The following is a 26,364-nucleotide window of genomic DNA, read 5'->3' as shown; positions in this document are numbered from 1 at the left end:
TCTGAAATTGCGGTCATGACTGTCTCCATCAGTTTGAGAGGGGAGGCACGGTGATGCGCACGTTTGTGACGAGCCCGTCGGCGAACAGGCGCACGAGCGCGGAAACGAGGTCGAAGTTAGGTTCGAGCGCATGCGCGCGGCTTGCAGCATGTTCGAGGCCGAGGCCGTGCTTGAGAGAATGGCGGAAGGCGAAGTCTGCGCGGTCGAGAAGAACCAGGCGAACGCTGTTCCCGGCCCGCCACAACGCCACGCGTTCGGGGCGTCTCGTCCAGGTGCAATGCCGGTCGACAGCTGTGCCCTGCTGGTGCGCTGTCCACACCGACAGGATCGACCAGTGTGAAACGATCAGCCTGAGCGATGGCTGTAGCAGGATATCGGGTGAAGGCCCCAGGTCGGTTTTGTCATAGTCCGAAAGGCTGCGGGGTGGCAGCGAAGCAGTATCGAGTGCCTCCGCGATGGCCCATTCGAGCCGAGCCGTTTCGGCGACGATCGGCATGTCGGACAGCGTGTCGATCGTCTTGAGGAAGCGCGGAAAGCCGGCGCCATAGCGCGCAAGGCGCGATTCAACCGGCGGATGGCGTCGAATGAACTCGCTCGCCACATAGCGGAAGAAGCGTTCATCTACCAGCCGAACCGTGACCGGAAAGACCGCCACCAGCACCGCAGTTAAGGAGCTGCGCGTGTTGTTCTGGTAGATGCGCAGGCGGGCCAATGGATCGGCCTTGCCGGCGGTCAGCATTTTTACACTGACCATTGGTTCCATGGCGAGCACCGAGCGCGCCATGGTGGTCTGCAGGTGCTCAAGCGGCAGCATGGTATCCCCCCTCCATTGGCGGCAACGCCACGGGCATGACCGGTCTGGCCTTGGCGGCGGCAAATGCCGCGAGCACTGGCATGCTGGTCCTCGCGCTTTCGAAAGAAAGCAGGGTGGGCATCGGCCGGGGCTTGGCTGCCGCCGCTTGTCTCGCAGCCTGCTTGCGGTTGAACATGATCGAAGCGGTCAGCATGTCGGCCCACATGGCCTCGCCGAGCAGCACGTCGAGAACCGGGACATCGGTGTCCCATTCGATCAACGTCGGGCGCGGTCCGAGCCGGTCTATGGCATGCCGGTAGAGTGACCAGACGACTGGCGGCACGCGTGAGCCATGATCGTCGATGAGCACGGTGTCGGCGCCGACCTGATTGGTCGCATGGCCGGCAAGATGTATCTCGCCGATTGCATCGGCTGGCAGCGCATCGATGAAAGCCGTCGCATCATATTGCAAATTGTGCGCCGAGACCTGGACATTGTTGACGTCCAGCAGCAGGCCACAGCCAGTCCGCGCGACGAGCTCGGCTAGGAATTCGGCCTCGTTCATGGAGGAATCCGCAAAGGCGACATAAGCGGACAGATTTTCGATCAGCACCTGCCGCTTTAGTGTGCTCTGGACAGTCTCGACGTTGCGCGTCACGATCGCCAGCGCCTCTTCGTCATAGCGCAGCGGCAGCAGATCGTTGAGGTAGGCGCCGTCGGCGACGCTCCAGGCAAGATGCTCGGAGACCAGATCGGGCTGGAAGCGCTCGCAGACCCTGCGCAGTCGCTCCAGATGGTCGCGATCCAAGCCTCGCGCGCCGCCCAGCGACAGGCCGACACCATGCACCGACAATGGATAGATCTGGCGCAGCCGTTCAAGCGCCTCGACGCCGGCGCCGTCTCCCATGTAGTTCTCGGCATGAATCTCTAGCCAGCCGGCAGAAGGCCGTCGCGTCAGCATTTCGCTGATGTGGGGAGAGCGTAGACCGATGCCCGCTGATGCGGGGATCGCGAGGGGCTGAAACGCACGGGACATCGGTCTGCTCCATTCTAGAGGGTTGGCTCGAAGTCTGGATCGTTCAGGCTTTCGCCTTGTCGCTGCCGCCTGTGATCTTGGCGCAGCTGCCGGCGGGCACGTAGAGCCAGGAATCCGGCTGATTGTCGGCGGTGGCGGTGCCGGCGCAAGAATGCGTCGCGGTCTGGCAGTCGTTCTGGCCTGCCTTGACGACGCCGTAGCACTTCTCGAAGGCGAAGCCGGGCTTGGCGGCGGGGCCGCTGTAGGCCGCCGTCGCAGCGAGGGAAGTGGCGGCAGCGAGGGCCGATCCGATGAGGGTCTTGATGTTGATCACAGGCTTGTCTCCTGGTTGGTGTTTCGAGAGAAAGACCGGCCCTTGGGCCCGTCTGCAAATCAGTCTCTCCGATCGTGGTGGCGAGCTGAAATGCTGTCTCGGCATGGAATTGATACGTGGTCACTATGTCCCGGAAGGCGACGCGAAAAAGCCCTCCGGCGGGGGCGCCGGAGGGCTTGGCACCTGCATTCGGGAGTATGCGAAGCAGGCGCGGCTAGGCGGGAAGGAGGCGCCTAGATGTATCGTCTTTCGCAGTTTGCGGCCGGGGTTTCATCCGTGCGGAGAGGATCAGCGGCAAGCCAGTCTGCTGCACGCTGCCGCCCCCTGTTGCGCATGTCGGTCAGCTCGCCCCAGTCGATCCAGGGCCGCAGGAGCAGCGGAACTCCGGCACGGTATCGATTGTCGAATATAGTATGAACCGGCGCGCATTTGGTCACGCAGTGACTGGCTGCGAAGCTGCGATCCGGACACGGTGTCGTGAACACGGAAGGTCTCCCGGTGACAATCAGACGATGGCGAGCTTCAGTTGATAGGACAGGCGGCGACTGCAAGACGTCGCCGTCACCCCAATAGACATCACCGTCGATCTCAACCGGCACAGAGAGGAAGGGGATCGTGGCCGCCGCCACGATCGCGTTGATGGACAACTGGTCGCTTGTGAATATCTTCACCGCGTCCGTGCGCGCGTTGACGGCCAGGACGCCCAGTTTCACCGGGCAGCCTTCGTCACGGATTTGCTCGAGCTCGATTGACTGTTCCAGGATAGATCGAAGCAGACTGGCTCTGTCATCGGCGAAAGCCGAGGCGTGGCTGACGCGCCGCCAGAAATTGGCGAGTGCCGTCCGCGCGCCGCGCCTGCCGCCGACGCTTAGCCCATAGACAAAGACCGCCGCTTCCATCGCTGCAAAGCCCGACGCGGTGACGCCGCTGAAGCTGCAGCTCGGTTCGTCCAGCAGGCGATCGAGCACGCCCCAGACGAAAGCGCCATGTGCATCGTTTGCCAGCACGATGTCGATCGTCCGGTCTTCCACATTAAGATCAGCCACTGACATGACGGCTTGGTCTGTTCTCATTGCGGGCTGGGCAAGCATGGTTTGGTCTCCATCCCAAGGTCGTAAACAAGGCGAATGAAGAGAGATTGCCCCATCTTCTTGTTCAGCCGAAATGCCAAGGTGGCATGAAGTCCATAGGCAGATTGCATTGGCTGCCGGTCTTGGCGCGTCGCACTCTTCATCCGAACAGGCCAGTCGATGAGGATCGCTTGCTTTGGAAGCGCTGCCGGAACCGTGGCCTGGAAGGAGGAGATACATGATGAGAAGACAACTCACCTGTGTGGCTGCGCTTGCAATCAGTCTTGGTGCGAGCCCGACGTCAGCCGATCCGTTCAGTGACCTCGCCGCATTGCCGACGTTCTATACGGACGCGGCAATGAAAACGATGAAACCGATGGCGCGATTCAAGAAGGCCTGGTTCGCCATGCCGAAGCACGACCGGGTCACAATGACCAAGGCATGCAACGATCCGGCGATGAGCAAGCCCCATGCCGCATTTTGCGCCGACGTACTCGCTTTGGGCGGTGCCAACTAGCGGCTGTGCCGCCAAAGCATCAGCGGGATACAGAACCGGCATAAACTCCATACGCAGATGGCATTGGGAAGTTGGCAGGCGATTGCAGCAAAGTCCATATCAGCAAGGAGGAACCCAGTAATTCTGAATTGCTGTCAAATCATTCAAACGGTTGTCGATAGGACGATTACCTAACCTAGATAAGGACTTAAAATGAATCTCAAAGCTATCTGCCTCGGCGCTTTTGCACTTTCCGTTCCGAGCGGCGTTGCGTTCGCCGGCGCGCTCGACGAACCGTCCAACATGCAGCCGTTCTTCACCGACGCCAGCATGAAGACGATGAAGCCCAAGGCCGAATTCAAGGCCGCCTGGGACGCGATGTCGAAGGACAAGCAGGGCACGATGATGAAGGAATGTCAGGATGCCGCGATGAGTAAGCCGCACGCAGAATTCTGCGCCAACCTGCAGGCGCTCGGCGGCGCCAACTGAGCTGTCCGGCGGTCCCAGGCAATACAGAAACCGACATGACGGCGAGCGGCTTGCTCGCCATCATTTTTCGCGAGGATCCAGCTCGCCATGCCGCATGCGATGCTTGCAAGGGCGATCATAACGCCATGTCGGGCGGCTATCGACTTTATAGCCGCAGTGCATTGGCGCCGACACAAGCGTTCGGGCAGTCTCCGAAGCCACGAAAAGCCTCGTTTGCAATTCGGGACAAATCGGCATGGACATTCATCACATCCGTTACTTCCTTGCCGTGTGCGAGACACGGAACTTCACGCGCGCAGGCGAAAAGTGCAACGTCACCCAGCCGGCGCTGTCGCGCGCCATCCAGCAACTCGAGGACGAGGTCGGCGGGCTGCTGTTTCGCCGTGAGCGAAACCTGACTCACCTGACCGATCTGGGCGCGCTGCTGCGCCCCCGGTTCCAGCAGATCCTCGACGAGCTGACGGGAGTGCGGCAGGAGGCGTCGAGGTTCCTGTGCCTGGAAAACGCCAACCTCAAGGTTGGCGTCATGTGCACCATCGGTCCGCGCCGCTTCACCGGCCTTCTCGCCGACTTCAACAGGCGCCAGCAAGGCATCCAGCTGCAACTGGTGGAGGGCGTGCCGGCATCGCTCTCCCAGCTGCTTGAATCAGGCGAGATCGACGTCGCCATCATGGCGTCCAGCAACAGCTTTCCGGAACGGTTCGATGTTACGCCGCTCTATCGCGAACGGTTCGTCCTCGCGTTTCCCAACGGCCACCGGCTGGCCCGCAACGACAATGTCGCTATCGCCGAACTCGACGGTGAGAACTATCTCAGGCGCCTCAACTGCGAGTATCGCGATCACCTCGCCGGGCTGTGCAACGACCGCGGCGTGAAGCTCAGAATCTCCTATGCCAGCGAGCGCGAGGACTGGATCCAGAACATGGTCTCCGGAGGCCTGGGGATCTGCTTCATCCCAGAGTTCAGCGCGGTGATACCGGGCTTGCAAGTCCGCCCCGTCATCGACCCTGAGGTCTGGCGGGAGGTATCCCTGGTCGTTGTGGCGGGACGCAGGTTCTCGCCGGCGGCATCGGCCTTCGTCAACAGCGTCAAGGCGCATGGCTGGCCGGAGAGTGCCCTCACTCAAGCGATCCGCAAGACAGCAGCCTGAAGCAATACCAAAGAAACTCCGGCGGCGTGCGACAAGTCCTGTCGTGCGCCTTTTGTGCAGCCGCGATTGTCTACGATAGTTTTCAGGTATCGATTTGAGAGCCAGTCAGCATTTCTCTTTCATTGAGGCTCCGGTCACTCTCCTCTCATGCCCCCGCGTCCGCGATTGGGCACCGACAACGGAGAAATAGACATGGCTTCCAAGACTATTGCATTGCAGGTGCCGCTGAAGCTGGCGCTGACACTCGGACTGCTGTCCGCGACCGCTGCATTTTCCGCTGCTCCGGCCTTCGCCGGCGGCTGCCCTGCCGGCCAGGCTGCCACGACCGACATCCAGGAACATCCGAGCAAACCGGTCGGCGTTACCGACACGGTTCTCTCGGCGATCGATCTGAGCAGCAAGGGTGAGGCCTGGAAAGGCAACATGCTGCGCCTGCGCAAGCTCGTCGTTCAGCCCGGCGGCGTCGTGCCGTGGCATGAGCACAATGTTCGCCCGGCCAACATCATCGTCGTCGAGGGATCTATCACCGAATACGCCAGCACCTGCAAGGTGGGCATCGAGCATCCTGCCGGCGATGTGACGGCCGAGTTCGGCCAGCTCGCCCACTGGTGGAAGAACAACGGCAAAGTCCCCGCCGTGCTCTATTCGGCCGACGTCCTGCCGCCTGCGATGCACGAAGACCACACGATGTGAGCCGCTCGCCGCGGTGAGCGGATTCCAAGCATCAGCAAACTCAAAGCGCGTCCTCGGGCGATCGCCTGGGGACGTGTGGCCACGGAGCCCCGTCATGACGACCAGTGAACACACCGAACCGACGCGACTGCGCATAGTGGCCGCGGACAGCTGGCGCTTCGGCCTGATCGCCGTGATCGCGTTCCTCACGCTCGTCGATCTGTTCGCCACCCAGGCCATCCTGCCTTCGCTGGTGATAAAATTCGGCGTCAGCCGCGCCACCATGGGCTTCGCCGTCAATGCCAGCACGTTCGGCATGGCGGTGGCCGGCATCGCCGTCGCTCTCTTCGGGCGCAGCATCGATCGCCGCAATGGCATCTGGATCAGCCTGGCCATCCTGGCCATCCCGACGACGCTGCTTTCGCAGACGGACAATATCGTGGTTTTCGCCCTGCTGCGCGTGGCGCAAGGCCTGTGCATGTCCACCGCGTTCACGCTGACTATGGCCTACCTGGCCGAGCATTTTTCCGCGCGGCAGACCACGAGCGCGCTTGCGGCCTATGTGACCGGCAATGTCGCCAGCAATTTTTTCGGACGGCTGATGTCGGCCGCTGTCGCCGACACGTTCGGCATCTCCACCAACTTCCTGACCTTCGCTGGCCTCAATCTGCTCGGCGCCGCTCTTGTCTGGTTCACGCTGCAGAAGACCTCAGCAATGATGCGCTTCGATGCGACGGGCGGACCTGCCCGCGCAGCCTGGAAAGCCCCGCTGCAAAACACCGAGCTGCGCGCCTGTTTCGCGATCGGCTTCCTGATCCTCTTCGTCTTCATCGGCACGTTCACCTATGTGAATTTCCAGCTCGTCGCCGCGCCGCTGTCGCTGTCGCCTATGGCGCTGGGGCTGGTGTATTTCGTCTTCCTGCCCTCCATGCTGACCACCCCGCTCGCCGGGCGTGTCGCTGCGGGCCTCGGCCCACGGATCGGCATTGGCGCAACGCTTGCGCTGGCGATCCTCGGTCTGCTGCTGATGCTCACGACCAGCCTGCCGATCGTTCTTGCCGGAATGGCGCTTGTCGCCATCGGCACTTTCCTGGCGCAGGCAATCGCAACTGGACATGTCAGCCGCACGGCATCGCGCGACCGCGCCGCCGCAAGCGGCATCTATCTCGCCTCCTATTACGCGGGCGGGCTCGCCGGCAGCTTCGTCATCGGACAGGTCTACGACCGGATCGGCTGGACCGCATGCGTAGCCGGGCTCGTCGTGGTCCTTGTGGCCGCCATCGCGGTGGCGCGCGTGCTGCAAACGCCAAAGACCTGAGATCTAAAGACCGAAAACTTGGCTATCCAACTGAGGAGACAGACATGACCAACTACCTGAAAACCATGATTACCGGCGCCGCCATTCTGAAGGCGATCGTCGTCCCGGCAGCCGCCTCCGACGGCGTCGTCACCGTGAAGAGCGACTATTCCGTCGCCGAGACCGTCGCCCGCATCAAGAAGGACGTCCTCAAGAAGGGCATCACGTTCTTTGGCGTGATCGATCAGGCAAAGCTCGGCAACAAAGCCGGCAACGAGGTCAGGCCTTCGCGGCTCGTCATGTTCGGCAATCCTGCGCTCGGCACGACCTTCATCACCTCAAATCCCGAGGCCGGCCTGGACTGGCCGGTGCGCGTGCTGGTCTACCAGACTCCCGACGGTGCAGTTTACGCCGCCTACAGCGACTTCGACTGGATCGCCAAGCGGCACGGCATTACCGATCGGCAAGCGCAGTTCAAGATGGCAACCGAGGTCATCCAGTCCGTGACCTCGACGGTCAGGAAAAACTGATCAGGGGCGATGTGCCGAAGATCCGCCAGGGCCTGCGAGGCTGCCTGGATCGCGCAGGGAGGTCACTCGGCGGCGGACAACGCCTTTGCCCGCTCGCCGAACCACTTCTTCTGCGTGGCCTCGCGGACCAGCGCGCCAACCGCAGGCGAATGCTTGCGGCCGCGCACCGTGACGAGATTCACATCGCGCCAGAATTCCGGCTCGGTGATCGGCAGGGCCACAACACCCGGGTGCTTGGCAGTGTGCTCCGGCATGAAACCGAAACCGAGCCCGGCCGCGATCATGGCCAGTGTCCAATCGTCGCGATCGCTCCAGTAGACGGGACTGACGGTGACGCCCTGTTCGGCGAGAATGGCATCCGCATAGCCTGCAAATTCACAGTTGTTGCGGTGAATGTAGGTTTCATTGCTCATGTCCCTCACGCGCACGACCCGCTGATTGGCCAGGCGATGAGCCAGGTGGACGGCCATCACCATCTGCTCGCGAAACAGCGGCAGGGAGTGCACCTCCTCGTCGGGAACGTCCGACGGCAGCGCATAGATGGCAGCCTCGAGATCGCCCTCAAGCAACCTCTTTCGAAGATTCACGGCGTCTGAATCGCAAAGGTGAAGCTCCACGCCGGGGTGATGCCCACGGACGGCTGCGATCAGTTCGATGATCTCGTCCGGCGCGATTGTGCTCATGATGCCGACCCTCAGCGGCATCTTTTTCAGGTTCACATACTGCTCGGCGATCTGCTTTGCCTGGCGGGAGTTCTCGAAGACACCTTCGAGATAGGTCTCGACCATGCGACCGAGCTCGGTGAGGTGAGTGAACCGGCGCTCACGGTGGAAGAGCGCCCCGCCGAATTCGTCCTCCAGCAGCTTGATCGCACGCGAGAGCGCCGGCTGCGTGACGTTGCACTGCTCGGCCGCTCTGGTGAAATTCAGCTCCTTGGCGACGGCCAAGAAATATCTGACCTGGCTGATCTCCACTGCACGCTTCCCCTGGGCCTGCATACCGCACGACCCGCGTTGCAGGTCGATCTTACAAGCTGCCCTCGCGTCAAACAACCCAGCCTGCAGGTCTACATCGTGGCCGTCCGGGTCAGACTGTCGGCTATCGAATCCATGTCTCAACGGCATTTCCGGAGGCTTGGATGGCTCGCCATACTAATCGGGAGATGGAGAGCCAGGGCTGTCCAGCCCGTTGCCCGCAGCCGCTTGCCGGCAATTCGGCAGCGGCTCAAACCGAAGGAAACAACGATGCTCAGAGGAAAGACTGCGCTCATAACAGGCTCGACCAGCGGCATCGGCCAAGGCATTGCGGAGGCTTTCGCGGCCAAGGGCTGCAACGTCGTTCTGAATGGCTTCGGTGACCCTGCCGAGATTGAGCTGCTGCGGTCGAGGCTTGCTGCCGATCACGGGGTGACTGTCCGCTACGACAATGCCGACATGAGCAAGGGCGACTCGATCACCGCGATGATGGACAAGGCCATCGCTGAATTCGGGTGCGTCGACATCCTGGTCAACAACGCCGGTATTCAACACGTGGCGCCGATCGACGACTTCCCGATCGAGAAATGGGAGGCGGTCGTGGCCATCGATCTGATGTCATCGTTCTATACGATCAGGCGCGCCCTGCAGGCGATGAAGGCGAACAAATGGGGCCGCATCATCAACGTCGCCTCGGCCCACGCCCTTGTCGCCTCGCCCTACAAATCCGCCTATGTCGCCGCCAAGCACGGTGTCGCCGGCCTGACCAAGACGGTCGCGCTGGAAGTTGCCGAACAGGGCATTACGGTCAACGCCGTTTGCCCCGGCTACGTGCTCACTCCGCTGGTCGAAAAGCAGATACCGGACACGGCCAAGGCCCGCGGCATTACCGAAGAGCAGGTGATCAAGGACGTGCTCCTGGCAGCCCAGCCGACCAAGCAGTTCGTGACGGTGGAGCAGGTTGCATCGCTCTGCCTGTTCCTGGCCTCGGACGACGCGGCCTCGATCACTGGCGCCATCATGCCGATCGAAGGCGGCTGGACCGCCCACTAGACGCCGGAAACCAGGAGCGACAACGCCATGAACAACGTCATCCGAAATCCTGCGATATCGGCGCCAGTGGCGTATACCGCCGCGGAGGTCAACGCTTCTTCAAAGCGCCAGACCGTGTTGGTCCTGCAAGGCGGAGGAGCCTTGGGTGCCTATCAAGCTGGCGTCTACCAAGCGCTTGTCGAAGGCGGCATCGAACCGGATTGGGTGATCGGCACATCGATTGGCGCCATCAATGCCGCGCTGATTGCCGGAAACGAGCCTAAGGATCGGCTGCCTAGGCTCCAGGAGTTCTGGGATGGCGTCACCCGGAGCAGCCCTCTGGACGAGTTTTTCCGGATGATGGTTCCAAGCAACATCTTTGCCAACATGGGCACGGTGATGCGCGGCATACCCGGCTTCTTTGAACCGAACCCGAGCGCCATGTTTGGCGTCAACCGCGAAGTGGGGGTGGAGAATGCCTCCTACTATACCACCGATCCGCTGAAGCGGACCCTCGGCAACCTGATCGACTTCGATTACCTCAACCGCCGCCACACGCGATTGACGGTCGGCGCGGTCAACGTCAACACCAGCGAGCTCAAGTATTTCGACAGCACTCTGATGCCGCTGTCGACCGCCCATATCATGGCGTCGGGCGCCTTGCCGCCGGCTTTTCCAGCGGTGTGCATCGACGGGGAGCCCTACTGGGACGGCGGCATCTACTCGAACACTCCGATCGAGGTGGTGCTCGACGCGCGACCGCGACGCGACGCACTGATCTTCGCGGTGAACATGTGGCAGCCCCGCGGCACGGAGCCGAAATCGATCTGGCAGGTCATGGGGCGCCAGAAGGATCTTCAGTACGCCAGCCGCGGCAAGAGCCATGTCGCCCGCCAGGAGCAATTGCATCGGCTGCGCCACGTGGTGCGCGAATTGTCGAAGCTCGTTCCCGAAGACCGGCGCGACGATCCGATGTTCAAGGAGCTTTCATCCTATGGCTGCCCGTCGGTCATGCACCTCGTTCGGCTGCTTTCGCCGCGCCTCGACGGCGAGGATCACACCAAGGACATCGACTTCACGCGCGCCGGCATCCGCGCCCGCTGGCAGGCGGGATACGAACATGGGCAGCGCGTGCTCGCGGAGAAGCCGTGGGAATGCGAAGTCGACATGCTGCAGGGCATCGTGATCCACGAATCGCAAGAGTGACTGAGGTCAGGCGCCTCGGAGACGACGGAGAATTTCTATGCAGATCATCACCCCCGGCATGCGATTGATCCCCGAGGCGGTGCTTGCCAACAACGCTGCGCTCTTCCGCACCATTCCGGAGACTCCTTCCAATGCTGACAAGTCGTTGCATCGCGTGGTCATCGTCGGTGGCGGCGCGGGCGGACTGGAGCTGGCGACGCGCCTGGGCCGCAAGTTCGGCAAGCGGCGGCTTTCCGTCACGCTTGTCGACCGCAACCGCACCCACATCTGGAAGCCGCTTTTGCATGAGGTGGCATCGGGCGCCCTGAGCGCGTCGCATGACGCCGTCGAATACATCGCCCATGCCAGCCGACACGGCTACCGATACCGCATTGGCGAGGTCGTCGGCATCGATCGTGCCAAACGCCAGGTCTTTGTCGCCCCTAGCTTCGACGAGGACGGCAGGCAGGTCATCCCGCCGCGTGTGCTGAGCTACGACACTCTGGTCATGGCCGTCGGCAGCGTCAGCAACGATTTCGGCACGCCGGGCGCTGGCCGTCATGCAATCTCGCTCGATACGGCGGAGCAGGCCGCCCGATTCAACAAGCGCATGATAGACGCGTGCCTGCGCGCCAACGCGCAGTACGAGCAGCTTTCACCGGACCAGCTCCATTGCGTCATTGTTGGCGCTGGCGCCACTGGTGTCGAGCTGGCCGCGGAGCTGCACAAATCGATGCGCGAGATTGCGTCGCACAATCTCGACAATATCGATTTCGAGAGGTTGATCCGCATCACCATCGTCGAGGCTGGGCCGCGGATCCTGCCGGCTCTGCCGGAGCATCTGGCGCGTGCTTCGGCACGCCTGCTCATCAAGCTGGGCGTGCAGATACGATGCGGGATCAAGGTCACCGAAGTGACGGAGGATGGCATCCGGCTCGGCGGGAAACTGTTCGTGCCGGCCGAGCTCGTGGTCTGGGCCGCCGGGATCAAGGCGCCGGATTTCCTGAAGAAGCTCGATGGCCTCGAGACGGACCGCATCAACCGCCTGGTCGTCGATGAGACATTGCAAGCCAGAGGCGACGAGAACGTGTTTGCTATCGGCGACTGCGCGAGCTGCTTCCTGCGGGGCGAAGACAACGCCTTGCCGCCGCGCGCCCAGACGGCCCACCAGCAGGCAGAGCACATGGCAAAGGTGATTGCGGCGCGTCTCGCGGGACGGCCTGCGCCGGCGTTCCGCTACCGCGATTACGGCTCCCTCGTCTCGCTCGCCGATTACGGCGCATTCGGCAGCCTGATCGGCGGGCTGAAGATCGAAGGCCTGATTGCGAGGCTTATGTATCGCTCGCTGCACAAGCTGCATCTCAAGGCGGTGCATGGCCTTGCGAGGACCGCGCTGGCTTCGATCGGCGAGATGATCGCCAGGCGCGCAAGGCCGCGGATCAAGCTTCATTAGCGCGGCGGAGGCGGTGCGATGGAAAAGTATGATGTTGTGATCCTGGGCGGCGGCAATGCCGGGATGGGAGTCACGGTCGCGACGCGCGCCGCCGGGCTCTCCGTCGCCATGATCGAGGCTCGCGATCTCGGCGGCACTTGCCCCAATCGCGGCTGCACACCGAAGAAGGTGCTGGTCGCGGCTGCCCACGCGCTCGACGAGATCGAAAGAGCCGGCAATCATGCAGTCAAGATCGATACTCCAAAGCTTGACTGGCGAGCCTTGATTGGCCGGGAAAAGGACATCATCAGGGACATCCCCTCCCGGCTGTCCGGATTGATGGCCGAGCGAGGCGTCGATGTCATCTACGGCGAGGCCGCATTCATCGGCAGCAACGCCGTCCGCGTCGGCACCCGAGAACTCGAGGCCAGGAACATCATCATCGCCACCGGCTCGAAGCCGCGTTCGTTGCCGATCCCGGGCGCTGAGCATCTAACGACTTCCGACGATGTCTTGAGCGATCCTGTACTGCCTCGCGCTGTGGTTTTCATTGGCGGCGGCGTTATCGCCTTCGAACTCGGTCACGTATACGCACGCGCCGGCGTCGACGTGACGATCCTCGAGGCCCTGCCGCAACTGCTCGCAGGCTTCGACGAGGATGCCGTTGCTCAAGTCCGTGGCGAGAGCGAGCGGCTAGGCATCAGCATCCATACCAGGGCTTGGGTCAAGAAGATCGAAGAGTCCGACGGACGACTGCGGGTGAGCTTCGCGAGGGACGGCGTCGAATGCCTGGTGGACGCGGATCGGGTGGTCAACTGCGCCGGACGCGTGGCCAATGTCGAAGGTCTCGATCTTGGCGCCGGTGTCATCGTGCATCGCGAAGGCCGCATCGAAATCGACGACCATCTGCGCTCACGCTCCAACCCCGATGTCTATGTCTGCGGCGATGCGGTATGGAACTCTCCGCAGCTTTCGCCGGTAGCCACTTATGAGGGCGGCATCGTTGGCCGCAACATCGTCGACGGACCGAAGCATCGGTCCGACTACGCTAACATCCCAGCCTCGCTCTACAGCATTCCGGCCATGGCAAGCGTCGGACTGACCGAAACCAAGGCGAGGGAACGCGGCCTCAGCGTCAGGGTCCACGTGAACGACATGCAGGGCTGGCTGTCCACGAGGACTTATGGCGAGACGGTCGCGTGGTCGAAGATCATTGTCGAGGAACCAACCGATCGGATCGTCGGAGCACACATGGTGGGCCATGCCGGCGAGGAACTGATCCACATCTTCGCGCTTGCCATGAGGCACGGCATCACGGCACGGGAGCTGTCCGAGACGGTCTACGGGTTTCCGACTTTTTCGGCGGATATCAGGAACATGATGTAACGCGTCGACCAGAGGCGGCGAACACAACATGAATCTGGCATTGTGTCGATGCACGCAGCACATCGAAACCATGCAGGAAAAGCATGGCAATTGCCGAGGGGCTTCGATGGTAGGCTGCGTGAGACTCGTGAAAGTGCAGAAATGGCCGCCGACGACCAGGCAATGACATTCGAGCAGTCCGTCCAGGCAGCCATCGAACTTGATGCGCCTCTCAATGAACGGATGGCGGTGATTGCCGCGGCCGTGCGTCGCCTGAATCCGGATTTTGCCGACGCGGTCGAACGCCTAGTGGTACGCCTGGAAATACAAGGCGCTGGAGGCTTGGCGCCTGCTCCCGGCGATACAATGCCTGCATTCCTGTTGCCTGACGACGAGGGCAGGCTGGTCAGCCTGGCCGAAGTTCTTCTGCGGGGTCCCGCGGTCATCACCTTTCAACGCGGTCACTGGTGCCCCTATTGCCGCTTGAATGCCATTGGCATCGTCGAGGCGCAGCAGGAAATTGCCTCGCTGGGCGGACAGGTCGTGGCGATCATGCCGGAGCGGCGCAGGTTTGCGAAGGCGATGAAGGCCGCGGTCGGGGCGCAGTTCCCATTTCTGACCGACATGGACAATGGCTATGCGCTCTCGCTCAACCTTGCGATCTGGATCGGCACCGAGATGGAGCGGTTGATGGGCGTTGCGTATGATCTCCCGCACTATCAAGGCAACGCCAGCTGGTTCCTGCCGATCCCCGCGACTTTCGTCGTCGGCATGGATGGGGTGATCACCGATCGCTTCGTCGATCCCGACTACCGCCAGCGTATGGACATTGACGACCTGATCACGGCGCTCAGGCGGGCTCGCTGACGCCGAAGGGCGACCAGTCGGTCGACCTCAGCAGGTTGAGCAGGGTCGTGGCGACCGGGGATCGATGCCGGCCGGCAACCGCGTAGACGGAGACGACCCGCGAAACGTCCAGGTCGCGAAGCTTGAGCCGGCGCGTGCTCGGAGACCGAGGCGCGGTCAGCGAGACGAAGCCGACTCCGGCGTTGGCCTCGAGCAGTGCGAGGAGATCCTGGTCGGTCTCGACTTCATGTGCGGTTCGCGGCGTAAGGCCTTTCTCGGAAAGGCAACGCGACAGTTCCTCGCTGGTTTCCCAGTCGATCCTGCTGAGCACAGGTTCCGTTGCGAGCTGGGCCAGAGCGACATCGGCCTCGTTGCGGCGGGCAAGCGGATGATCCGAGTTGACGACCAGCTCGATTCCTTCCTTGAAGAGCGCCCATGTATCGAGCCGATCCCAGGCCTGTCCCAGTGGACCGGCCACTGCCAATTCGACCTCGCCATTTTTGAGAGCGTCGACCACGGCACCCGGTGAGCCGCGGTTGATCTTGAGGTGGACGCCGGGATAGGCGCGGAAAAGCTCCGTGAACGGCGAAACCAGCAGTGCGATATTGACGCTGTTCGAAATGGTGACGTTGAGGCGAGCCACCTCGCTGCTTTGCACTGCCTTTGCGAGCGACTTGGCGGAAGTAGCGGCATCGTAACACTGCTGCAGCAAAGGCAGCATGCGCCGGCCGAGTTCAGTCAGATGAGAATGCTGGCGCTCGCGCCGCAGTAGCTCTCCGCCCAGCTCATCTTCAAGAGTCTTGATCGCGCGCGTCAACGCAGGTTGCGTGACGTTGCACTCTTCAGCTGCCCTGGTGAAGTTCAAGGTGCTGGACAGGGCCAGGAAATAGCGGACCTGCTGCATTTCCATGAACTTTCGCCCCCTCAGCGAAACGATCGGTCAGTAACTACGACATGTCCGCAGACTAAAGCAATGGAAGGCTTGCGGCAAACCGGTGATAGCGCCCAGCCAATAGAAGGATCTAAGGCACAATTGATAGAAGCGCTGACTCGCGAAGATCCGCTGCGCCTGCTTGGGACGATCTACCAACGAGGTTTGAGAACTATCCGCGGAGAACGAGGGCCGACCTTGGCGCGCGCCTCGCGGGATGTCCTTTGGCTACACCGGTCGCGTTGGGCGGCTTCCATTCAAAAGGGAGAGTAATGCGATCCATTTGCCGCCGCTCGTTTGTGCAATCCATTGACAGTCCTCAGAAGCCCACCATAAATCAACAATATCAATGTGATACACGGAGGTTCGCCAGTTTTGATTTGGCGAACCTAGCTTGAGATTACGTCTAAACCATTGATTAATAACGACGATGGCGGGCCCGGAGGATGTACTCAAGTTGTTGATTTCATTGATTATTTCGTGGGCTTGAATCAGAAATCTTCCCGCATCGTTCCGTATGGTTCTGCACCTGCCGCGCAGTCGAATTTCGCTACGATATGCTTCCTTAACGCCAATTTCGGATTCCAGGCATCCGAACAAGGGCTCGCTCACGCCGTTTCTTAGGCTAAGATTGTTCCAACTGGCGGGAGGTCCGTCCCTTGCGAGAAGAGCAACGCAGGCTTGCGGCGATCTTGGCTGCCGACGTGGCAGGTTACTCGCGGCTGATGGCGGCCGACGAGTCGGGAACGCTGGGACGGCTGAGGCGGCTCCGAGCTGAGGTGTTCGAGCCCAAAATCGCCCGGTTCCACGGACGCATCGTCGGCTCGGCCGGGGACAGCCTGCTGATCGAGTTTGGCAGCGCGGTTAACGCCGTGCAGTGTGCGATCGAGCTGCAGCGCGAGCTGGGCGGCGAGAACGCCAGGCTCCCCGAAAACCGGCGTATGGCGTTCCGTATGGGCGTAAACCTCGGCGATGTGATCGTCGAAGACGACACGATATACGGAGACGGTGTGAACATCGCGGCACGGCTTGAAAAGCTCGCGGAGCCTGGCGGCGTTTGCATCGGGCACGCCATTTACGATCAAGTAAAAGGCAAACTCGAATACGTCTATACGGATATCGGCGAGCAACGGGTTCACAACATTGCGGAGCCGGTACGCGCTTACCGTGTCATGTCCATTGAGCAATCCCCCACCAGCTCGTCCGTGCCGTCGGCCAAGGATGCCCTTCCGTTCCGCAACCGACCATCGATCGCCGTGCTGCCTTTCACCAACATGAGCGGCGACCCAGAGCAGGAATACTTCTCTGACGGGATCACCGAGGACATCATTACGGACCTCAGCAAGGTCGGGGCGCTGGCAGTCACCGCGCGCAACACGACCTTTGCCCTCAAAGGCAAGTCGATGGACGTCAGCGAAGTGGCGCGGCAATTGCGCGTTTCGCATGTGCTGGAAGGCAGCGTACGCAAGGCGGGTAGTCGCGTTCGCATCACCGCGCAGCTGATCGACGGGATGAGTGGGCATCATGTGTGGGCCGAGCGCTACGACCGTGATCTCAACGACATATTTGCGCTCCAAGACGAGATCGCGCGGGCCATCGTCGATGCCCTGAAGATCCGGCTGATGCCGGCCGAGTATGCTGCCATCGGCAAGCGCACGACCGAGAACGTCGAAGCCTATCAATATTACCTCATGGGACGGCAGCATTTCTTGCGCCTGGGCCGTCGCAATCACCTTTCCGCCCGACGCCTCTACCAGCGGGCGCTCGAGATCGATCCCGAATACGGGCTGGCGCGGGCCGGGCTGGCGCTAGCTGAAGGCATGTTGCTGAGATCCGGAGATCCCAGCGCAAACCTTGTCACCTTGAGCGCCGAGGCGCAGCGCGCGCTGGCCTTGGACTCGACGCTGGCGGAAGCTCACGTGGCCCACGCGATGGCGCATTTCCAGAAGGAGCAAATCGAGCTCGCAGGCGCCGCCTGCCGACGAGCAATCGCGCTCGATCCCGATCTCTACGAGGCGCACAGGACCTTGGGCGACGTGCTGCGCATGGAGCGCAAGTTTGCAGAGGCCGCGGCCGCCTATGAGAAGGCGGCGAAGGTTGATCGCAACAGCTATGGTGCGATGTGCATGCTCTGGGATTGCCGCAAGACACTGGGCGACGAGGAGGAAGCCGACAGGCTTTCAGGGGAGTTGCTTACCCGCATCGAGAAAGCCATGCGGCTCTATCCGGACGATGGGGCAGCCTATGCCTATGGTTGTTACATCCTCCACAATCTCGGCCTGGACGAACGTGCCCTCCAGTGGGCCGAGCGCGCGATCACCATCGACCCGGAGGACTATAACAGCCACTACAATGTCGCGTGTTTCCTGGCGGCGATCGGCGCCGTCGAAAAGGCGATCGACACTCTGGAGCACTGCGTGCCGCAGCTTGGATTGCAGCAAGTTCACTGGATGGCGCAGGACGTGGATATGAATCCTCTGCGCGATCATCCGCGCTATCGGGCGCTGATCGAGCGCCTGGAGGTCAGTTAGGCGAAGGCAGAAGGCCAATCAGGAAGCGGAACCGAAGGACGGCCTTCCGGAGCTTAGAGCCATTTCCGGCTCGGGACTGCGAGACCGCTTGGGTCATGACTTCCGATTCCGAAAGGCCGCGTCGCGTCGGTCGGTGACGCTGCGCCGCCGAGCGACGCAAGCCGCATGCTGCCCGGCTTCGGGGCAATCTTCACCGACTGATTACGCCCGACACCTTTTGACCCGCTGCGATGTCTCCCCGCGCCTTCCTGGGAGATTCGGCTCCCGTCACGTCAAAGGGCCTGTTGAGCCATTCAGGCTCTCGAGGCGGGTATAGAAGAAGCCTTACCACCAGCGCCCCGTGGGGCTTTCTACAAAGACCCCAAGGGGTTCGAGTCCAAAGTGGCTAGAAAATACAATAAAATCAAATGCTTTAAATTGTTGGTGGTGGTGGCAGTCAGCAGCGAACCAGTCTCTGTCTGAGTTTCCCTGTTAGGCACCGAAAAACAGCGAATTCTCGGCGATTCTTGGCGCCCGAGCCAAATTCGACCTCAACTCCCGTAGCAATTTCATACTCTTGGGAGGAAATTCCCTATTCGGCCTAACAGGGAAACGAAAGCGCACTAACAGGGAAGCGACTCGGATCTCGAGGGCTGTTAATGCGCACCCCTTGCTTGACTTTGAGCTGCGTTGCGCCTGGGTTGCGTCACCCCCGCCAAATCGCCCAAAACCCAGATGCAGCACACCTTCACCCGCCAAGAATTGTATGACCTCGTTTGGTCGACGCCCATCGTCACGCTCGCTGAGCGGTTCGACATTTCGGACCGAGGACTAGCGAAGATTTGTGCTCGCTATCAGATACCCGTCCCCGGCCGCGGGTATTGGGCAAAGATCGAAGCCGGCCAGTCTGTGTCGAAGACGCCGCTTTGGAAAATCGACAATCCGACTTTAGAGACCGTCCACATCGGTGCCTACAAACCACCGGTGAACCCATACGTTGCTTTTGCGATCGAGGCGGCGGCCGGCACAGTGAGAAAATCAAAGGAGAAGAGACAAGCGAGGGCTGTTCCTGACCAAACGAGGAATGTTTCCGAAAAAAGAGTGTCACCTCGTGCGCCAAAGGCACAGGTCGTCTTCGAACCGGTAAGACATCCCACAGTTCGGTCTCTAGCCTTGTCGCATCGCTGAGATCTGCGAACCCTGACCAGTACGGCGAGGTCTCGGTGCCTGGTGTGAGGGTTCACAAAAGCTCCTTGTCCCGGCTGATATCGATTCTGCATCACCTGGCACTTGCTCTCGACCAACGGGAAATCAAGCTCAGCCATAGCGAGAAGGGGATAAGGACTGAAATCAGTCCTGACGATGTGCGGCTTGAGATCGGCGAAGAGCGCAGGCGAGAAGAACATATTCCAACCCTTGCAGAACAGAAAAGGCACGATGAGCACGAGAGGCGCCGTGAGATAGCTCGCCGCCGCGGTCAATGGCTGTCATACGAGCGATTCTGGCCAGAGCATGATTACATCTACTCAGGGAAGCTCAGTCTCGAAATTCAGAACTGGGCGGATGGTGCCCGTAAGCGCTGGAAAGACGGCAAGCATCAGAGCCTGGAATCCATGCTCGATCCGATTGCAGATGGCATTCTTTTCCACCTGGCCTTCGAAAAAGCACGCCGCGAGGAGCGCGAAGCGGAGGAACGTCGCCGCAAACACATGGCCCACAGGCGAGAGTTGCACAAGAAGCGCCAAGATCGCGAAGCGAACAGATTGGGTTTTCTGCGTCAACTGGCTGAGTATCAAAAGGAAGCGGCCGACCTTCGGAGCACGATCACCAAGGCGGCTGAATTTCTCCCGCAAGTCAGTTCCGAGTACCTTCGCATGATCGAATGGGCCAAACAGCGGCTGGCCCACATCGAAGCGAAGAACCAACTTGATGTGCTGACGTCGAACCTGCGCGAGCAAAATCTCTTTCCCGACCCAGACGACTTGCATGATCCAGAGGGCGATCCGGCGCCACCAAAGAACCCCTGGAGTTACTAAATCGTCTGGCTCTGAACGTCGCTGTTGCGGAGGATGGCGCGTTCGTCTCCGGTATTCCGAGTTGACTGCCAAGCTTGTTCGAGCGTTGGTCGGTGTCATGAAACACAGTTCGATGACGCGGCTCTTGGTGTGGGAACGGCTCGCCGCAGAGGGTGACTTTTCGGCCATGCCGAAGCCCTTTACCTGGGATCAATCGGACCGTTTTGCTCATTTCCTCAACGGATATGACGTTGCCGGGGGACTGGATCGTCTCGCGGGTCTCTCCAACGCCATGTCGGCGCAATTCCGCAAGACCGGCCAATGGCAAGGAACAGTGCTCGATCTTTGGCTTTGTCTCTACTTCCAACACCGAGCACGTCGTCACATGGGTTTGGAAGATAGCGACCCGAGGCTAGACGATCTTTGCGAGGCGCTACGCGCGGCGCTCAGCCAGTTAAGCCTCAAGGAAGCGAAACTGCTGGTGTCTGGCCTGGGCCAGAACGTTATCTAATCAGGGTTCGGTTGCCCGCTGAGACGCTTGATCTCGGTATCCGCGTGATCGATGTACTCCTGGATATCGGCCGTTCGCTGTTCGATCCTTTCCATACTCGCGCGAAACTCGACCCACTCCTCAATAGGAGCGAAAGGGCTTGGAGGGTCGATAAATCCCTGGAACACCGGCTTTCTCCTTATATTTCAACCTAAGATAGCATCATACACCATATAGTTGAATAGCTCACAGAAGGCCACGGCTAAAATCGGCTACATGGCAGGCTTAGCCGCCGCGCTTTGCTCCGCCACTCCGCTGGTCCCAAGACTACAATCATTGCTCCGAGCAGTTACGGAAGTGACCGCCAAAAAATTTTGGCGTGGAAAAGCTCCACCAAACCGGGCCGCCAAAATATTTTGTCAATGGTAAGAAGCAGTTCACGGTGCCGCCAAAAAATTTTGTTGGCCTAGATCTGGGCCACCGTGCGTGAAATGCTGTCGCAAAACCGCTTTCCGAATAAATTTCGGTGAACGGTGCGCTTTTTCTCTATTCGTGAATCACAGGTTTTGAAATTCTTGGCATGTCGCGCTGGCTGTCCGGCGCCCAATGCCCAGAGGATTTCATGCCCACCAACATCAACACCGTTTCGATCGACACCCTCATCCCCTATTCCAAGAACGCACGCACCCATTCCAAGAAGCAGATCAAACAGATTGCCGACAGCATCGTGGAGTTCGGCTTCACGAATCCGATCCTGATCGATGAGAGCAACAACGTGCTCGCCGGTCATGGCCGTCTTGCTGCGGCACGCCTTCTTGAATGGAAGGAGGTCCCTACCCTTTCCATCACCCATCTCAGTGAGAAGCAGAAGCGCGCCTACATCGTCGCGGACAATCGCATCGCTGAGAAGGCCGGCTGGGATAAGGAAATCCTGGCAATCGAGCTTCAAGCACTTGTCGATCTGGATTTCGACGTCAGCCTTACCGGTTTCGAGATTCCTGAGGTCGATCTGATCATCGGCGAATTCTCACCGGACAACCAGGACGATGCTGATGGGGAGAACGACACTGAGCTGCCTGAAAGGGCAACTGGCCCAGCAGTCACTCAGCCCGGCGATTTATACCTGCTTGGGGATCATCGGCTGATCTGCGGCAACGCCCTCTCGACCGAGGTCTTTGCTACGCTCATGCAGAATGAAAAGGCGTCTGTGTGTTTCACTGATCCGCCTTACAACGTTCCTATCGGCGGACATGTCACCGGTTTGGGAAAGACCCAGCATCGCGAATTCGCGATGGCCTCCGGCGAGATGTCCGATGACGAGTTCGCTGGCTTTCTCGAACAGTCATTCGCGCAAATCGCCGCCTTTTCCAGACAGGGCGCGATCGCCTTCGTGTGTATGGACTGGCGCCACATCGCGGAGACCGTCGTCGGGGGCAAGCGAACGTTCGGCGACCTTCTCAACCTGTGCGTCTGGAACAAGACCAATGCCGGCATGGGGAGCCTCTATCGGTCGCAGCACGAACTGGTGCTGGTGTTCAAGAATGGCAAGGAACCTCACCGCAACAACATCGAGCTCGGCAAGCACGGTCGTCACCGCAGCAACGTCTGGACTTATCGCGGCATCAACAGCTTCGGCACTGACCGGATGAGCGATTTGGAATCACACCCAACTGTCAAACCGATCAATCTAGTTGCCGATGCGCTGCTCGACGTCAGCAGGCGCGGCGACGTCGTGCTCGATCCGTTCGGAGGTTCGGGAACCACACTGCTTGCCGCACAAAAGACCGGGCGGCGGGCGCGCCTGGTCGAGATCGATCCTCACTACTGCGATCTTATCATCCGTCGTTTCGAGAAGCACACCGGAAAGCAAGCCACTCTCGCGGCTACAGGCGAGACGTTCGAGGAACTGAGTGAGCAGCGCACTCAGGCCGACATCGCTGCTTCCTCGAACCCGTCGGCGGCCCTGGAAACTGAAACCGCGGGAGGCGTGCTGTGAGAAACCGCGAACGAGGAAAGCGCAAAGAGCTCGACGGTTACGAAGTCGGGTACGGCAAGCCGCCGTCTGAGCATCGCTTCGCAAAAGGTCAGTCAGGCAACCCGAAAGGCCGGCCAAAGGCGAAGAAGAACATGAAAACCATGGTAAGCGATACGCTCTTCGCTCCGATCACGATCCAGCAGAATGGAAAGACAACGACAGTCACTGCTCTAGAAGCCATCCTGCTGAAGATGCGTAACAATGCGCTTGCTGGCGACTACAGGTCGGCGGTGCAGGCCCTTCAACTTGGCATGAGGGCGATCGAGCCCGACGAAGCCGGCCAACCTGGCGCTGAAGCCAGTCCGCTCGATCCGCAAACTATGATCGGGTTGATGCGTGACTATCTCGATCACCAGCCAACTGACGGCGGCGACAGCAGCAGCGACTTGGCCGCCGACGAGGAAGAATGACGATGAACACACACTTCCTCGAGCCGCGGCGGCAAGCATCGCGGTCTCTGGAGCGTCCAGACCCGTTCCACGTTCTCGTAGATGCAGCCCGCAATGATCTGGCGACGTTTGTCGGGCTGGCTTTCTCGGCCATCGATCGTTCGCAATATTTGCCTAACTGGCATATTCGCGCGATCGCGTACCAACTCGAGAGGGTGCTGCTCGGCCAGTGCAAGCGCCTGATTATCACTATGCCGCCGAGATCGCTGAAGTCGGTCACCACCTCGGTGGCATTCCCAGCATGGGTTCTCGGGCGCGATCCCTCGAAGAAATTGATCTGCGTTTCCTACTCGCAGCCGCTGGCGGTCAAGCATGCCAACGATTTTCGAAACGTCGTCGATTCCGCCTGGTATCGATCGATGTTCCCCACCTTCAAGATCAGCCCTCGCAAGAACACCGAGAACGAACTGCAGACGACGCTTGGAGGCGGCCGATTGACGACCTCAACCGGTGGTCAGCTGACCGGCCGCGGCGGCGATATCATCATTATCGATGATCCCTTGAAAGCTGAGGATGCCCATTCAGAGACGGCACGCACCAAGTGTGCGGAGTGGGTTCGCACAACGTTGATGTCGCGCTTTGACAATCCGGCCACAGGGGCCGTGATTCTGGTAATGCAACGGCTCCACGTCGATGATCTTGCGGGTGTTCTGCTCGAGGCCGGTGGCTGGGAGCACCTCAACCTCTCAGCGACCGCCGAAGAAGACGAGCGCATTCCGATAAGCGCAAATCGCCGGCACGAGCGCAAAATTGGAGACCTTCTCCACCCGGCGCGTCTTGGAGTGCCTGAACTCGATAGGCTGAAGCGGGATCTAGGATCGCTCACTTTCTCTGCCCAATACCAGCAAGCCCCTGCCCCACCGGACGGCAATATCGTCAAGCGCACTTGGTTTCGCGACTACGATCCAGGGCAGCTCGATCGTCGCTCAATGACCATAGTTCAGAGCTGGGACACAGCGCTGAAAGGCGATCCGAGTTGCGACTATTCCGTCGGGACGACCTGGGCAAAAGATGACAACAACTACTACCTGCTCGATCTCATTCGCATCCGAGCTGCCTACCCGGAACTGATCCAGAGGGTGAAAAGATCGATCGACGATCACGATCCGGATATCGTCCTAATCGAAGATGTCGGATCGGGGACAAGCTTGATTGCCGACTTGGACTATCAGGGTGTTTCCACTACACCCGTCAAGGCGCGAATGGACAAGGAAAGCCGTCTGTCGCGTGTCTCCGCAATGATCGAGAACGGCAACGTCCATCTGCCGAAAGATGCACATTGGAAGGACGATTTCTTGCTGGAAGTCTTGGCGTTCCCGCACGGCAAGCACGACGACCAAGTCGACTCCATGACCCAGGCGCTTATTTGGATTAAGGACGACAAGCCGACGGGCAGATTCTATGTCGGGACGTTCTGATTACTCGTTCCGCGCTTTCAGGCAATCGATCAGCCCGCTCACCGATGCCGCGTCATCAACAGCACGAAATGCCGGCCAGCGGGTCTGTTTCGATTGCCTGAAATGCTGGCCGTCCGAATGGGAAATGGCGAAACTCCTTATTTCTGTGGAGAAATATCCCATCCACAGCGGGATTTCCCTCTCACTCTCGGCAGCATATCATGCCAAAGAGAAGGCCGTGTTCGGTAGAGCCTGCGGTTTGATAGCCTCGGTCTTACGGCAGTTGCCTCGCATTTCAGGGCAAGATGACAGCGTTCGGAGGATATAAGCCGGCAGGATAGGTCGAGGCTTTAAATCTGCGGAGCAGACGAATGCCCGATTCGAATTCGGCTTGAACGCGTGCCACACTTCTCTCGATCGGAATGCCGTCAACTGGGCGCATCGCCGAGCAGTGCGTCTTGTCGATGCTCGTGACGGTCAACGCCTTCGTTCAACGCAAGCTTGTCGCATCGACACTAAGGACCTATGCCAATGAAATTGACAGACTTCAAAGCCCTGACCTTCGACTGCTACGGCACCTTGATCGATTGGGAATCTGGAATGTTCGAGGGGCTCAAGCCCTTGACCAGCCGGCTGCCGACTCCGCTGTCGCGGAACCAAGTACTCGAGGCGCATGCTCGTCACGAGTCGTCCCAGCAATTACAGACACCGGCCAAGAACTATCGCGAACTTCTGCCGATCGTCTATAGACGTTTGGCGGAGGAATGGGGCTTATCAGCCACTTGGGCCGAGTGCATAGCTTACGGCAAATTTGTAAAAAATTGGCCGGCATTCACAGACTCCGCTGGAGCCCTGCAATACCTCAAGCGTCATTACAAACTGGTCATTTTGTCGAACGTCGACAACGAGAGCTTCGCAGCGAGCAACGAGAAGCTCCAGGTGGAGTTCGATGCGATCTACACCGCGGAGGACTGCGGCTCGTATAAACCCTCGGACCGCAACTTCGAATACATGATCAAGAAACTTGAGACCCTCGGCATCCAGAAGCATGAGATTCTACATACTGCGGAGAGCATGTTCCATGATCATGGCCCGGCGAACCGCCATGGCCTAGCTTCGTGCTGGATCTACCGGCGTTATGATCAGGAAGGCTTCGGTGCCACTATGCACCCCGGTGATATGCCGAAGTACGATTTCCAGTTCAATAGCATGGCGGATCTCGCCAAGGCTCACCAGGAAGCTCTCAGGGGCTAATTTTTCAAGGTTGCGCGAGAATGACTGGATTACCAAAACTGGACCGCATCGATATCAACATTCTCGCGCAGCTGCAGCAAAACGGTCGCCTTACAAACGTGGACCTGGCAGATGCGGTGGGACTTTCCCCAAGCCCATGCCTTGCTCGCGTGAGGCGCCTTGAGGAAGCTGGGTACATTGTCAGCTACAATGCCCGCCTTCAACTATCAAAACTCGTGGAGCATATAACAGTTTTCACGGAAGTTACGTTGAATGACCATCGGCGAGAGGATTTCATCAAGTTCGAGGCAGATATTCGCAGATATGAAACGCTCCAGGAGTGCCATCTGGTTAGTGGCGGCTACGACTATCTGCTTAAGTTTGTCTGCAAGAACGTGGCCCGCTATCAAGAACTTATGGAATCTATCCTCGATCGGAACATCGGTGTTGAAAAGTACTTCAGCTACATCGTTATCAAAACGGTCTTTGACCGTGGCGCCATCCCGTTGAAATCACTAGTCAATGACAGTTAGCGACGCTGTGTAAGGCACAAACGATGCGCTGGGCGGATTTGCAGAGGCAGCAACTGGACCGTCGCTCTGCGCAAAAGGTCGATTAATCCGT

At 60.0% G+C, this 26,364-nt stretch carries 25 protein-coding genes; 19 read left to right on the top strand and 6 right to left on the bottom strand.

Annotation, left to right across the window (positions count from 1 at the left end):
* Nucleotides 1-28: 28 nt before the first annotated feature.
* The 4 genes from EH240_RS31395 to EH240_RS31380 form a co-directional block, all read right to left on the bottom strand.
* Nucleotides 29-784: an HvfC/BufC N-terminal domain-containing protein gene (locus tag EH240_RS31395; RefSeq protein WP_245436547.1), complete on the bottom strand. Its 756-nt coding sequence runs from the start codon at nucleotides 782-784 to the stop codon at nucleotides 29-31.
* A 16-nt stretch (nucleotides 785-800) separates the two neighbouring features.
* Nucleotides 801-1,829, bottom strand: coding sequence for an MNIO family bufferin maturase (gene bufB / locus EH240_RS31390; RefSeq protein ID WP_125005840.1), 1,029 nt, complete (start codon nucleotides 1,827-1,829; stop codon nucleotides 801-803).
* Between the two features lie 43 nt (nucleotides 1,830-1,872).
* Nucleotides 1,873-2,142 carry a BufA1 family periplasmic bufferin-type metallophore gene (locus tag EH240_RS31385; protein WP_125005838.1) on the bottom strand — a complete coding sequence of 90 codons (270 nt, stop codon included), beginning with the start codon at nucleotides 2,140-2,142 and terminating at the stop codon, nucleotides 1,873-1,875.
* Nucleotides 2,143-2,375: 233 nt separating this feature from the next.
* Complete coding sequence (locus tag EH240_RS31380) at nucleotides 2,376-3,233, bottom strand: patatin-like phospholipase family protein (protein WP_125005836.1); 858 nt, start codon at nucleotides 3,231-3,233, stop codon at nucleotides 2,376-2,378.
* A 220-nt stretch (nucleotides 3,234-3,453) separates the two neighbouring features.
* On the opposite strand from EH240_RS31380, the gene EH240_RS31375 reads away from it, so the two are divergent.
* The 6 genes from EH240_RS31375 to EH240_RS31350 all read left to right on the top strand — a co-directional run bounded on the left by EH240_RS31375 (nucleotide 3,454) and on the right by EH240_RS31350 (nucleotide 7,846).
* Nucleotides 3,454-3,729 (top strand): hypothetical protein, encoded by a 276-nt coding sequence (locus EH240_RS31375; protein WP_125005834.1) that lies wholly within the window; start codon nucleotides 3,454-3,456, stop codon nucleotides 3,727-3,729.
* Between the two features lie 192 nt (nucleotides 3,730-3,921).
* Nucleotides 3,922-4,197, top strand: coding sequence for a hypothetical protein (locus tag EH240_RS31370; protein WP_125005832.1), 276 nt, complete (start codon nucleotides 3,922-3,924; stop codon nucleotides 4,195-4,197).
* 235 nt (nucleotides 4,198-4,432) lie between these two features.
* On the top strand, nucleotides 4,433-5,347 hold the full coding sequence (locus EH240_RS31365) for a LysR family transcriptional regulator (protein WP_125005830.1): 915 nt from the start codon (nucleotides 4,433-4,435) through the stop codon (nucleotides 5,345-5,347).
* A 192-nt stretch (nucleotides 5,348-5,539) separates the two neighbouring features.
* Entirely contained in the window at nucleotides 5,540-6,040 is a 501-nt protein-coding gene (locus tag EH240_RS31360) for a cupin (protein ID WP_125005828.1), read from the top strand.
* A gap of 94 nt (nucleotides 6,041-6,134) precedes the next feature.
* A complete protein-coding gene (locus tag EH240_RS31355) occupies nucleotides 6,135-7,337 on the top strand; it encodes an MFS transporter (RefSeq protein WP_125005826.1) in 1,203 nt (400 codons plus the stop codon).
* Nucleotides 7,338-7,381: 44 nt separating this feature from the next.
* A complete protein-coding gene (locus EH240_RS31350) occupies nucleotides 7,382-7,846 on the top strand; it encodes a DUF302 domain-containing protein (RefSeq protein WP_125005824.1) in 465 nt (154 codons plus the stop codon).
* Between the two features lie 62 nt (nucleotides 7,847-7,908).
* Here EH240_RS31350 and EH240_RS31345 read toward each other — a convergent pair whose 3' ends face one another.
* Nucleotides 7,909-8,820: a LysR family transcriptional regulator gene (locus EH240_RS31345; RefSeq protein ID WP_125005822.1), complete on the bottom strand. Its 912-nt coding sequence runs from the start codon at nucleotides 8,818-8,820 to the stop codon at nucleotides 7,909-7,911.
* A gap of 270 nt (nucleotides 8,821-9,090) precedes the next feature.
* Here EH240_RS31345 and EH240_RS31340 point away from each other — a divergent pair, with 270 nt between their 5' ends.
* The 5 genes from EH240_RS31340 to EH240_RS31320 all read left to right on the top strand — a co-directional run bounded on the left by EH240_RS31340 (nucleotide 9,091) and on the right by EH240_RS31320 (nucleotide 14,701).
* Complete coding sequence (locus EH240_RS31340) at nucleotides 9,091-9,873, top strand: 3-hydroxybutyrate dehydrogenase (protein WP_125005820.1); 783 nt, start codon at nucleotides 9,091-9,093, stop codon at nucleotides 9,871-9,873.
* A gap of 27 nt (nucleotides 9,874-9,900) precedes the next feature.
* Nucleotides 9,901-11,058, top strand: coding sequence for a patatin-like phospholipase family protein (locus tag EH240_RS31335; RefSeq protein WP_125005818.1), 1,158 nt, complete (start codon nucleotides 9,901-9,903; stop codon nucleotides 11,056-11,058).
* A 37-nt stretch (nucleotides 11,059-11,095) separates the two neighbouring features.
* Nucleotides 11,096-12,490, top strand: a complete 1,395-nt coding sequence (locus EH240_RS31330) for an NAD(P)/FAD-dependent oxidoreductase (RefSeq protein WP_245436545.1) — start codon at nucleotides 11,096-11,098, stop codon at nucleotides 12,488-12,490.
* 18 nt (nucleotides 12,491-12,508) lie between these two features.
* Nucleotides 12,509-13,855, top strand: a complete 1,347-nt coding sequence (locus EH240_RS31325; protein WP_125005816.1) for a dihydrolipoyl dehydrogenase family protein — start codon at nucleotides 12,509-12,511, stop codon at nucleotides 13,853-13,855.
* Nucleotides 13,856-13,996: 141 nt separating this feature from the next.
* Nucleotides 13,997-14,701 (top strand): peroxiredoxin-like family protein, encoded by a 705-nt coding sequence (locus EH240_RS31320; protein WP_125005814.1) that lies wholly within the window; start codon nucleotides 13,997-13,999, stop codon nucleotides 14,699-14,701.
* Here EH240_RS31320 and EH240_RS31315 read toward each other — a convergent pair.
* Nucleotides 14,685-15,590, bottom strand: coding sequence for a LysR family transcriptional regulator (locus EH240_RS31315; RefSeq protein ID WP_125005812.1), 906 nt, complete (start codon nucleotides 15,588-15,590; stop codon nucleotides 14,685-14,687). The two genes, EH240_RS31320 and EH240_RS31315, sit on opposite strands and share 17 nt — an antisense overlap.
* A gap of 680 nt (nucleotides 15,591-16,270) precedes the next feature.
* Between EH240_RS31315 and EH240_RS31310 the strand changes: the two genes are divergently transcribed.
* The 8 genes from EH240_RS31310 to EH240_RS31275 all read left to right on the top strand — a co-directional run bounded on the left by EH240_RS31310 (nucleotide 16,271) and on the right by EH240_RS31275 (nucleotide 26,273).
* On the top strand, nucleotides 16,271-18,142 hold the full coding sequence (locus EH240_RS31310; RefSeq protein WP_125005810.1) for an adenylate/guanylate cyclase domain-containing protein: 1,872 nt from the start codon (nucleotides 16,271-16,273) through the stop codon (nucleotides 18,140-18,142).
* A 1,232-nt stretch (nucleotides 18,143-19,374) separates the two neighbouring features.
* Entirely contained in the window at nucleotides 19,375-20,157 is a 783-nt protein-coding gene (locus EH240_RS31305) for a hypothetical protein (RefSeq protein WP_125005808.1), read from the top strand.
* Between the two features lie 97 nt (nucleotides 20,158-20,254).
* A complete protein-coding gene (locus tag EH240_RS31300) occupies nucleotides 20,255-20,647 on the top strand; it encodes a hypothetical protein (protein WP_125005806.1) in 393 nt (130 codons plus the stop codon).
* A 601-nt stretch (nucleotides 20,648-21,248) separates the two neighbouring features.
* Nucleotides 21,249-22,622 carry a site-specific DNA-methyltransferase gene (locus EH240_RS31295; protein WP_125005804.1) on the top strand — a complete coding sequence of 458 codons (1,374 nt, stop codon included), beginning with the start codon at nucleotides 21,249-21,251 and terminating at the stop codon, nucleotides 22,620-22,622.
* The gene (locus EH240_RS31290; protein ID WP_125005802.1) at nucleotides 22,619-23,071 is read left to right on the top strand and encodes a DUF5681 domain-containing protein; all 453 of its coding nucleotides are present in this window, start codon (nucleotides 22,619-22,621) and stop codon (nucleotides 23,069-23,071) included. The genes EH240_RS31295 and EH240_RS31290 overlap by 4 nt, the downstream gene beginning before the upstream one ends.
* 2 nt (nucleotides 23,072-23,073) lie before the next feature.
* A complete protein-coding gene (gene terL, locus EH240_RS31285; RefSeq protein WP_167484242.1) occupies nucleotides 23,074-24,528 on the top strand; it encodes a phage terminase large subunit in 1,455 nt (484 codons plus the stop codon).
* 510 nt (nucleotides 24,529-25,038) lie between these two features.
* The gene (locus EH240_RS31280) at nucleotides 25,039-25,761 is read left to right on the top strand and encodes a haloacid dehalogenase type II (RefSeq protein WP_125005799.1); all 723 of its coding nucleotides are present in this window, start codon (nucleotides 25,039-25,041) and stop codon (nucleotides 25,759-25,761) included.
* A 20-nt stretch (nucleotides 25,762-25,781) separates the two neighbouring features.
* Nucleotides 25,782-26,273, top strand: a complete 492-nt coding sequence (locus EH240_RS31275; RefSeq protein ID WP_125005797.1) for an Lrp/AsnC family transcriptional regulator — start codon at nucleotides 25,782-25,784, stop codon at nucleotides 26,271-26,273.
* The last annotated feature ends 91 nt before the right edge of the window (nucleotides 26,274-26,364 follow it).

Source organism: Mesorhizobium tamadayense, from assembly GCF_003863365.1.
GTDB classification, from domain to species: Bacteria; Pseudomonadota; Alphaproteobacteria; order Rhizobiales; family Rhizobiaceae; genus Mesorhizobium; species Mesorhizobium tamadayense.
Note: the sequence above shows the minus strand (reverse complement) of the source record. Positions and strands in the feature narration are given on the sequence as shown.

Excerpts from the sequence above, each read along its gene's own strand:
- EH240_RS31395 (WP_245436547.1), bottom strand. The coding sequence starts at position 784 with ATGGCGCGCTCGGTGCTCGCCATGGAACCAATGGTCAGTGTAAAAATG.
- bufB (WP_125005840.1), bottom strand. The coding sequence starts at position 1,829 with ATGTCCCGTGCGTTTCAGCCCCTCGCGATCCCCGCATCAGCGGGCATC.
- EH240_RS31380 (WP_125005836.1), bottom strand. The coding sequence starts at position 3,233 with ATGCTTGCCCAGCCCGCAATGAGAACAGACCAAGCCGTCATGTCAGTG.
- EH240_RS31375 (WP_125005834.1), top strand. The coding sequence starts at position 3,454 with ATGAGAAGACAACTCACCTGTGTGGCTGCGCTTGCAATCAGTCTTGGT.
- EH240_RS31370 (WP_125005832.1), top strand. The coding sequence starts at position 3,922 with ATGAATCTCAAAGCTATCTGCCTCGGCGCTTTTGCACTTTCCGTTCCG.
- EH240_RS31365 (WP_125005830.1), top strand. The coding sequence starts at position 4,433 with ATGGACATTCATCACATCCGTTACTTCCTTGCCGTGTGCGAGACACGG.
- EH240_RS31360 (WP_125005828.1), top strand. The coding sequence starts at position 5,540 with ATGGCTTCCAAGACTATTGCATTGCAGGTGCCGCTGAAGCTGGCGCTG.
- EH240_RS31355 (WP_125005826.1), top strand. The coding sequence starts at position 6,135 with ATGACGACCAGTGAACACACCGAACCGACGCGACTGCGCATAGTGGCC.
- EH240_RS31350 (WP_125005824.1), top strand. The coding sequence starts at position 7,382 with ATGACCAACTACCTGAAAACCATGATTACCGGCGCCGCCATTCTGAAG.
- EH240_RS31340 (WP_125005820.1), top strand. The coding sequence starts at position 9,091 with ATGCTCAGAGGAAAGACTGCGCTCATAACAGGCTCGACCAGCGGCATC.
- EH240_RS31335 (WP_125005818.1), top strand. The coding sequence starts at position 9,901 with ATGAACAACGTCATCCGAAATCCTGCGATATCGGCGCCAGTGGCGTAT.
- EH240_RS31330 (WP_245436545.1), top strand. The coding sequence starts at position 11,096 with ATGCAGATCATCACCCCCGGCATGCGATTGATCCCCGAGGCGGTGCTT.
- EH240_RS31325 (WP_125005816.1), top strand. The coding sequence starts at position 12,509 with ATGGAAAAGTATGATGTTGTGATCCTGGGCGGCGGCAATGCCGGGATG.
- EH240_RS31320 (WP_125005814.1), top strand. The coding sequence starts at position 13,997 with ATGGCCGCCGACGACCAGGCAATGACATTCGAGCAGTCCGTCCAGGCA.
- EH240_RS31315 (WP_125005812.1), bottom strand. The coding sequence starts at position 15,590 with ATGGAAATGCAGCAGGTCCGCTATTTCCTGGCCCTGTCCAGCACCTTG.
- EH240_RS31300 (WP_125005806.1), top strand. The coding sequence starts at position 20,255 with ATGAAACACAGTTCGATGACGCGGCTCTTGGTGTGGGAACGGCTCGCC.
- EH240_RS31295 (WP_125005804.1), top strand. The coding sequence starts at position 21,249 with ATGCCCACCAACATCAACACCGTTTCGATCGACACCCTCATCCCCTAT.
- terL (WP_167484242.1), top strand. The coding sequence starts at position 23,074 with ATGAACACACACTTCCTCGAGCCGCGGCGGCAAGCATCGCGGTCTCTG.
- EH240_RS31280 (WP_125005799.1), top strand. The coding sequence starts at position 25,039 with ATGAAATTGACAGACTTCAAAGCCCTGACCTTCGACTGCTACGGCACC.
- EH240_RS31275 (WP_125005797.1), top strand. The coding sequence starts at position 25,782 with ATGACTGGATTACCAAAACTGGACCGCATCGATATCAACATTCTCGCG.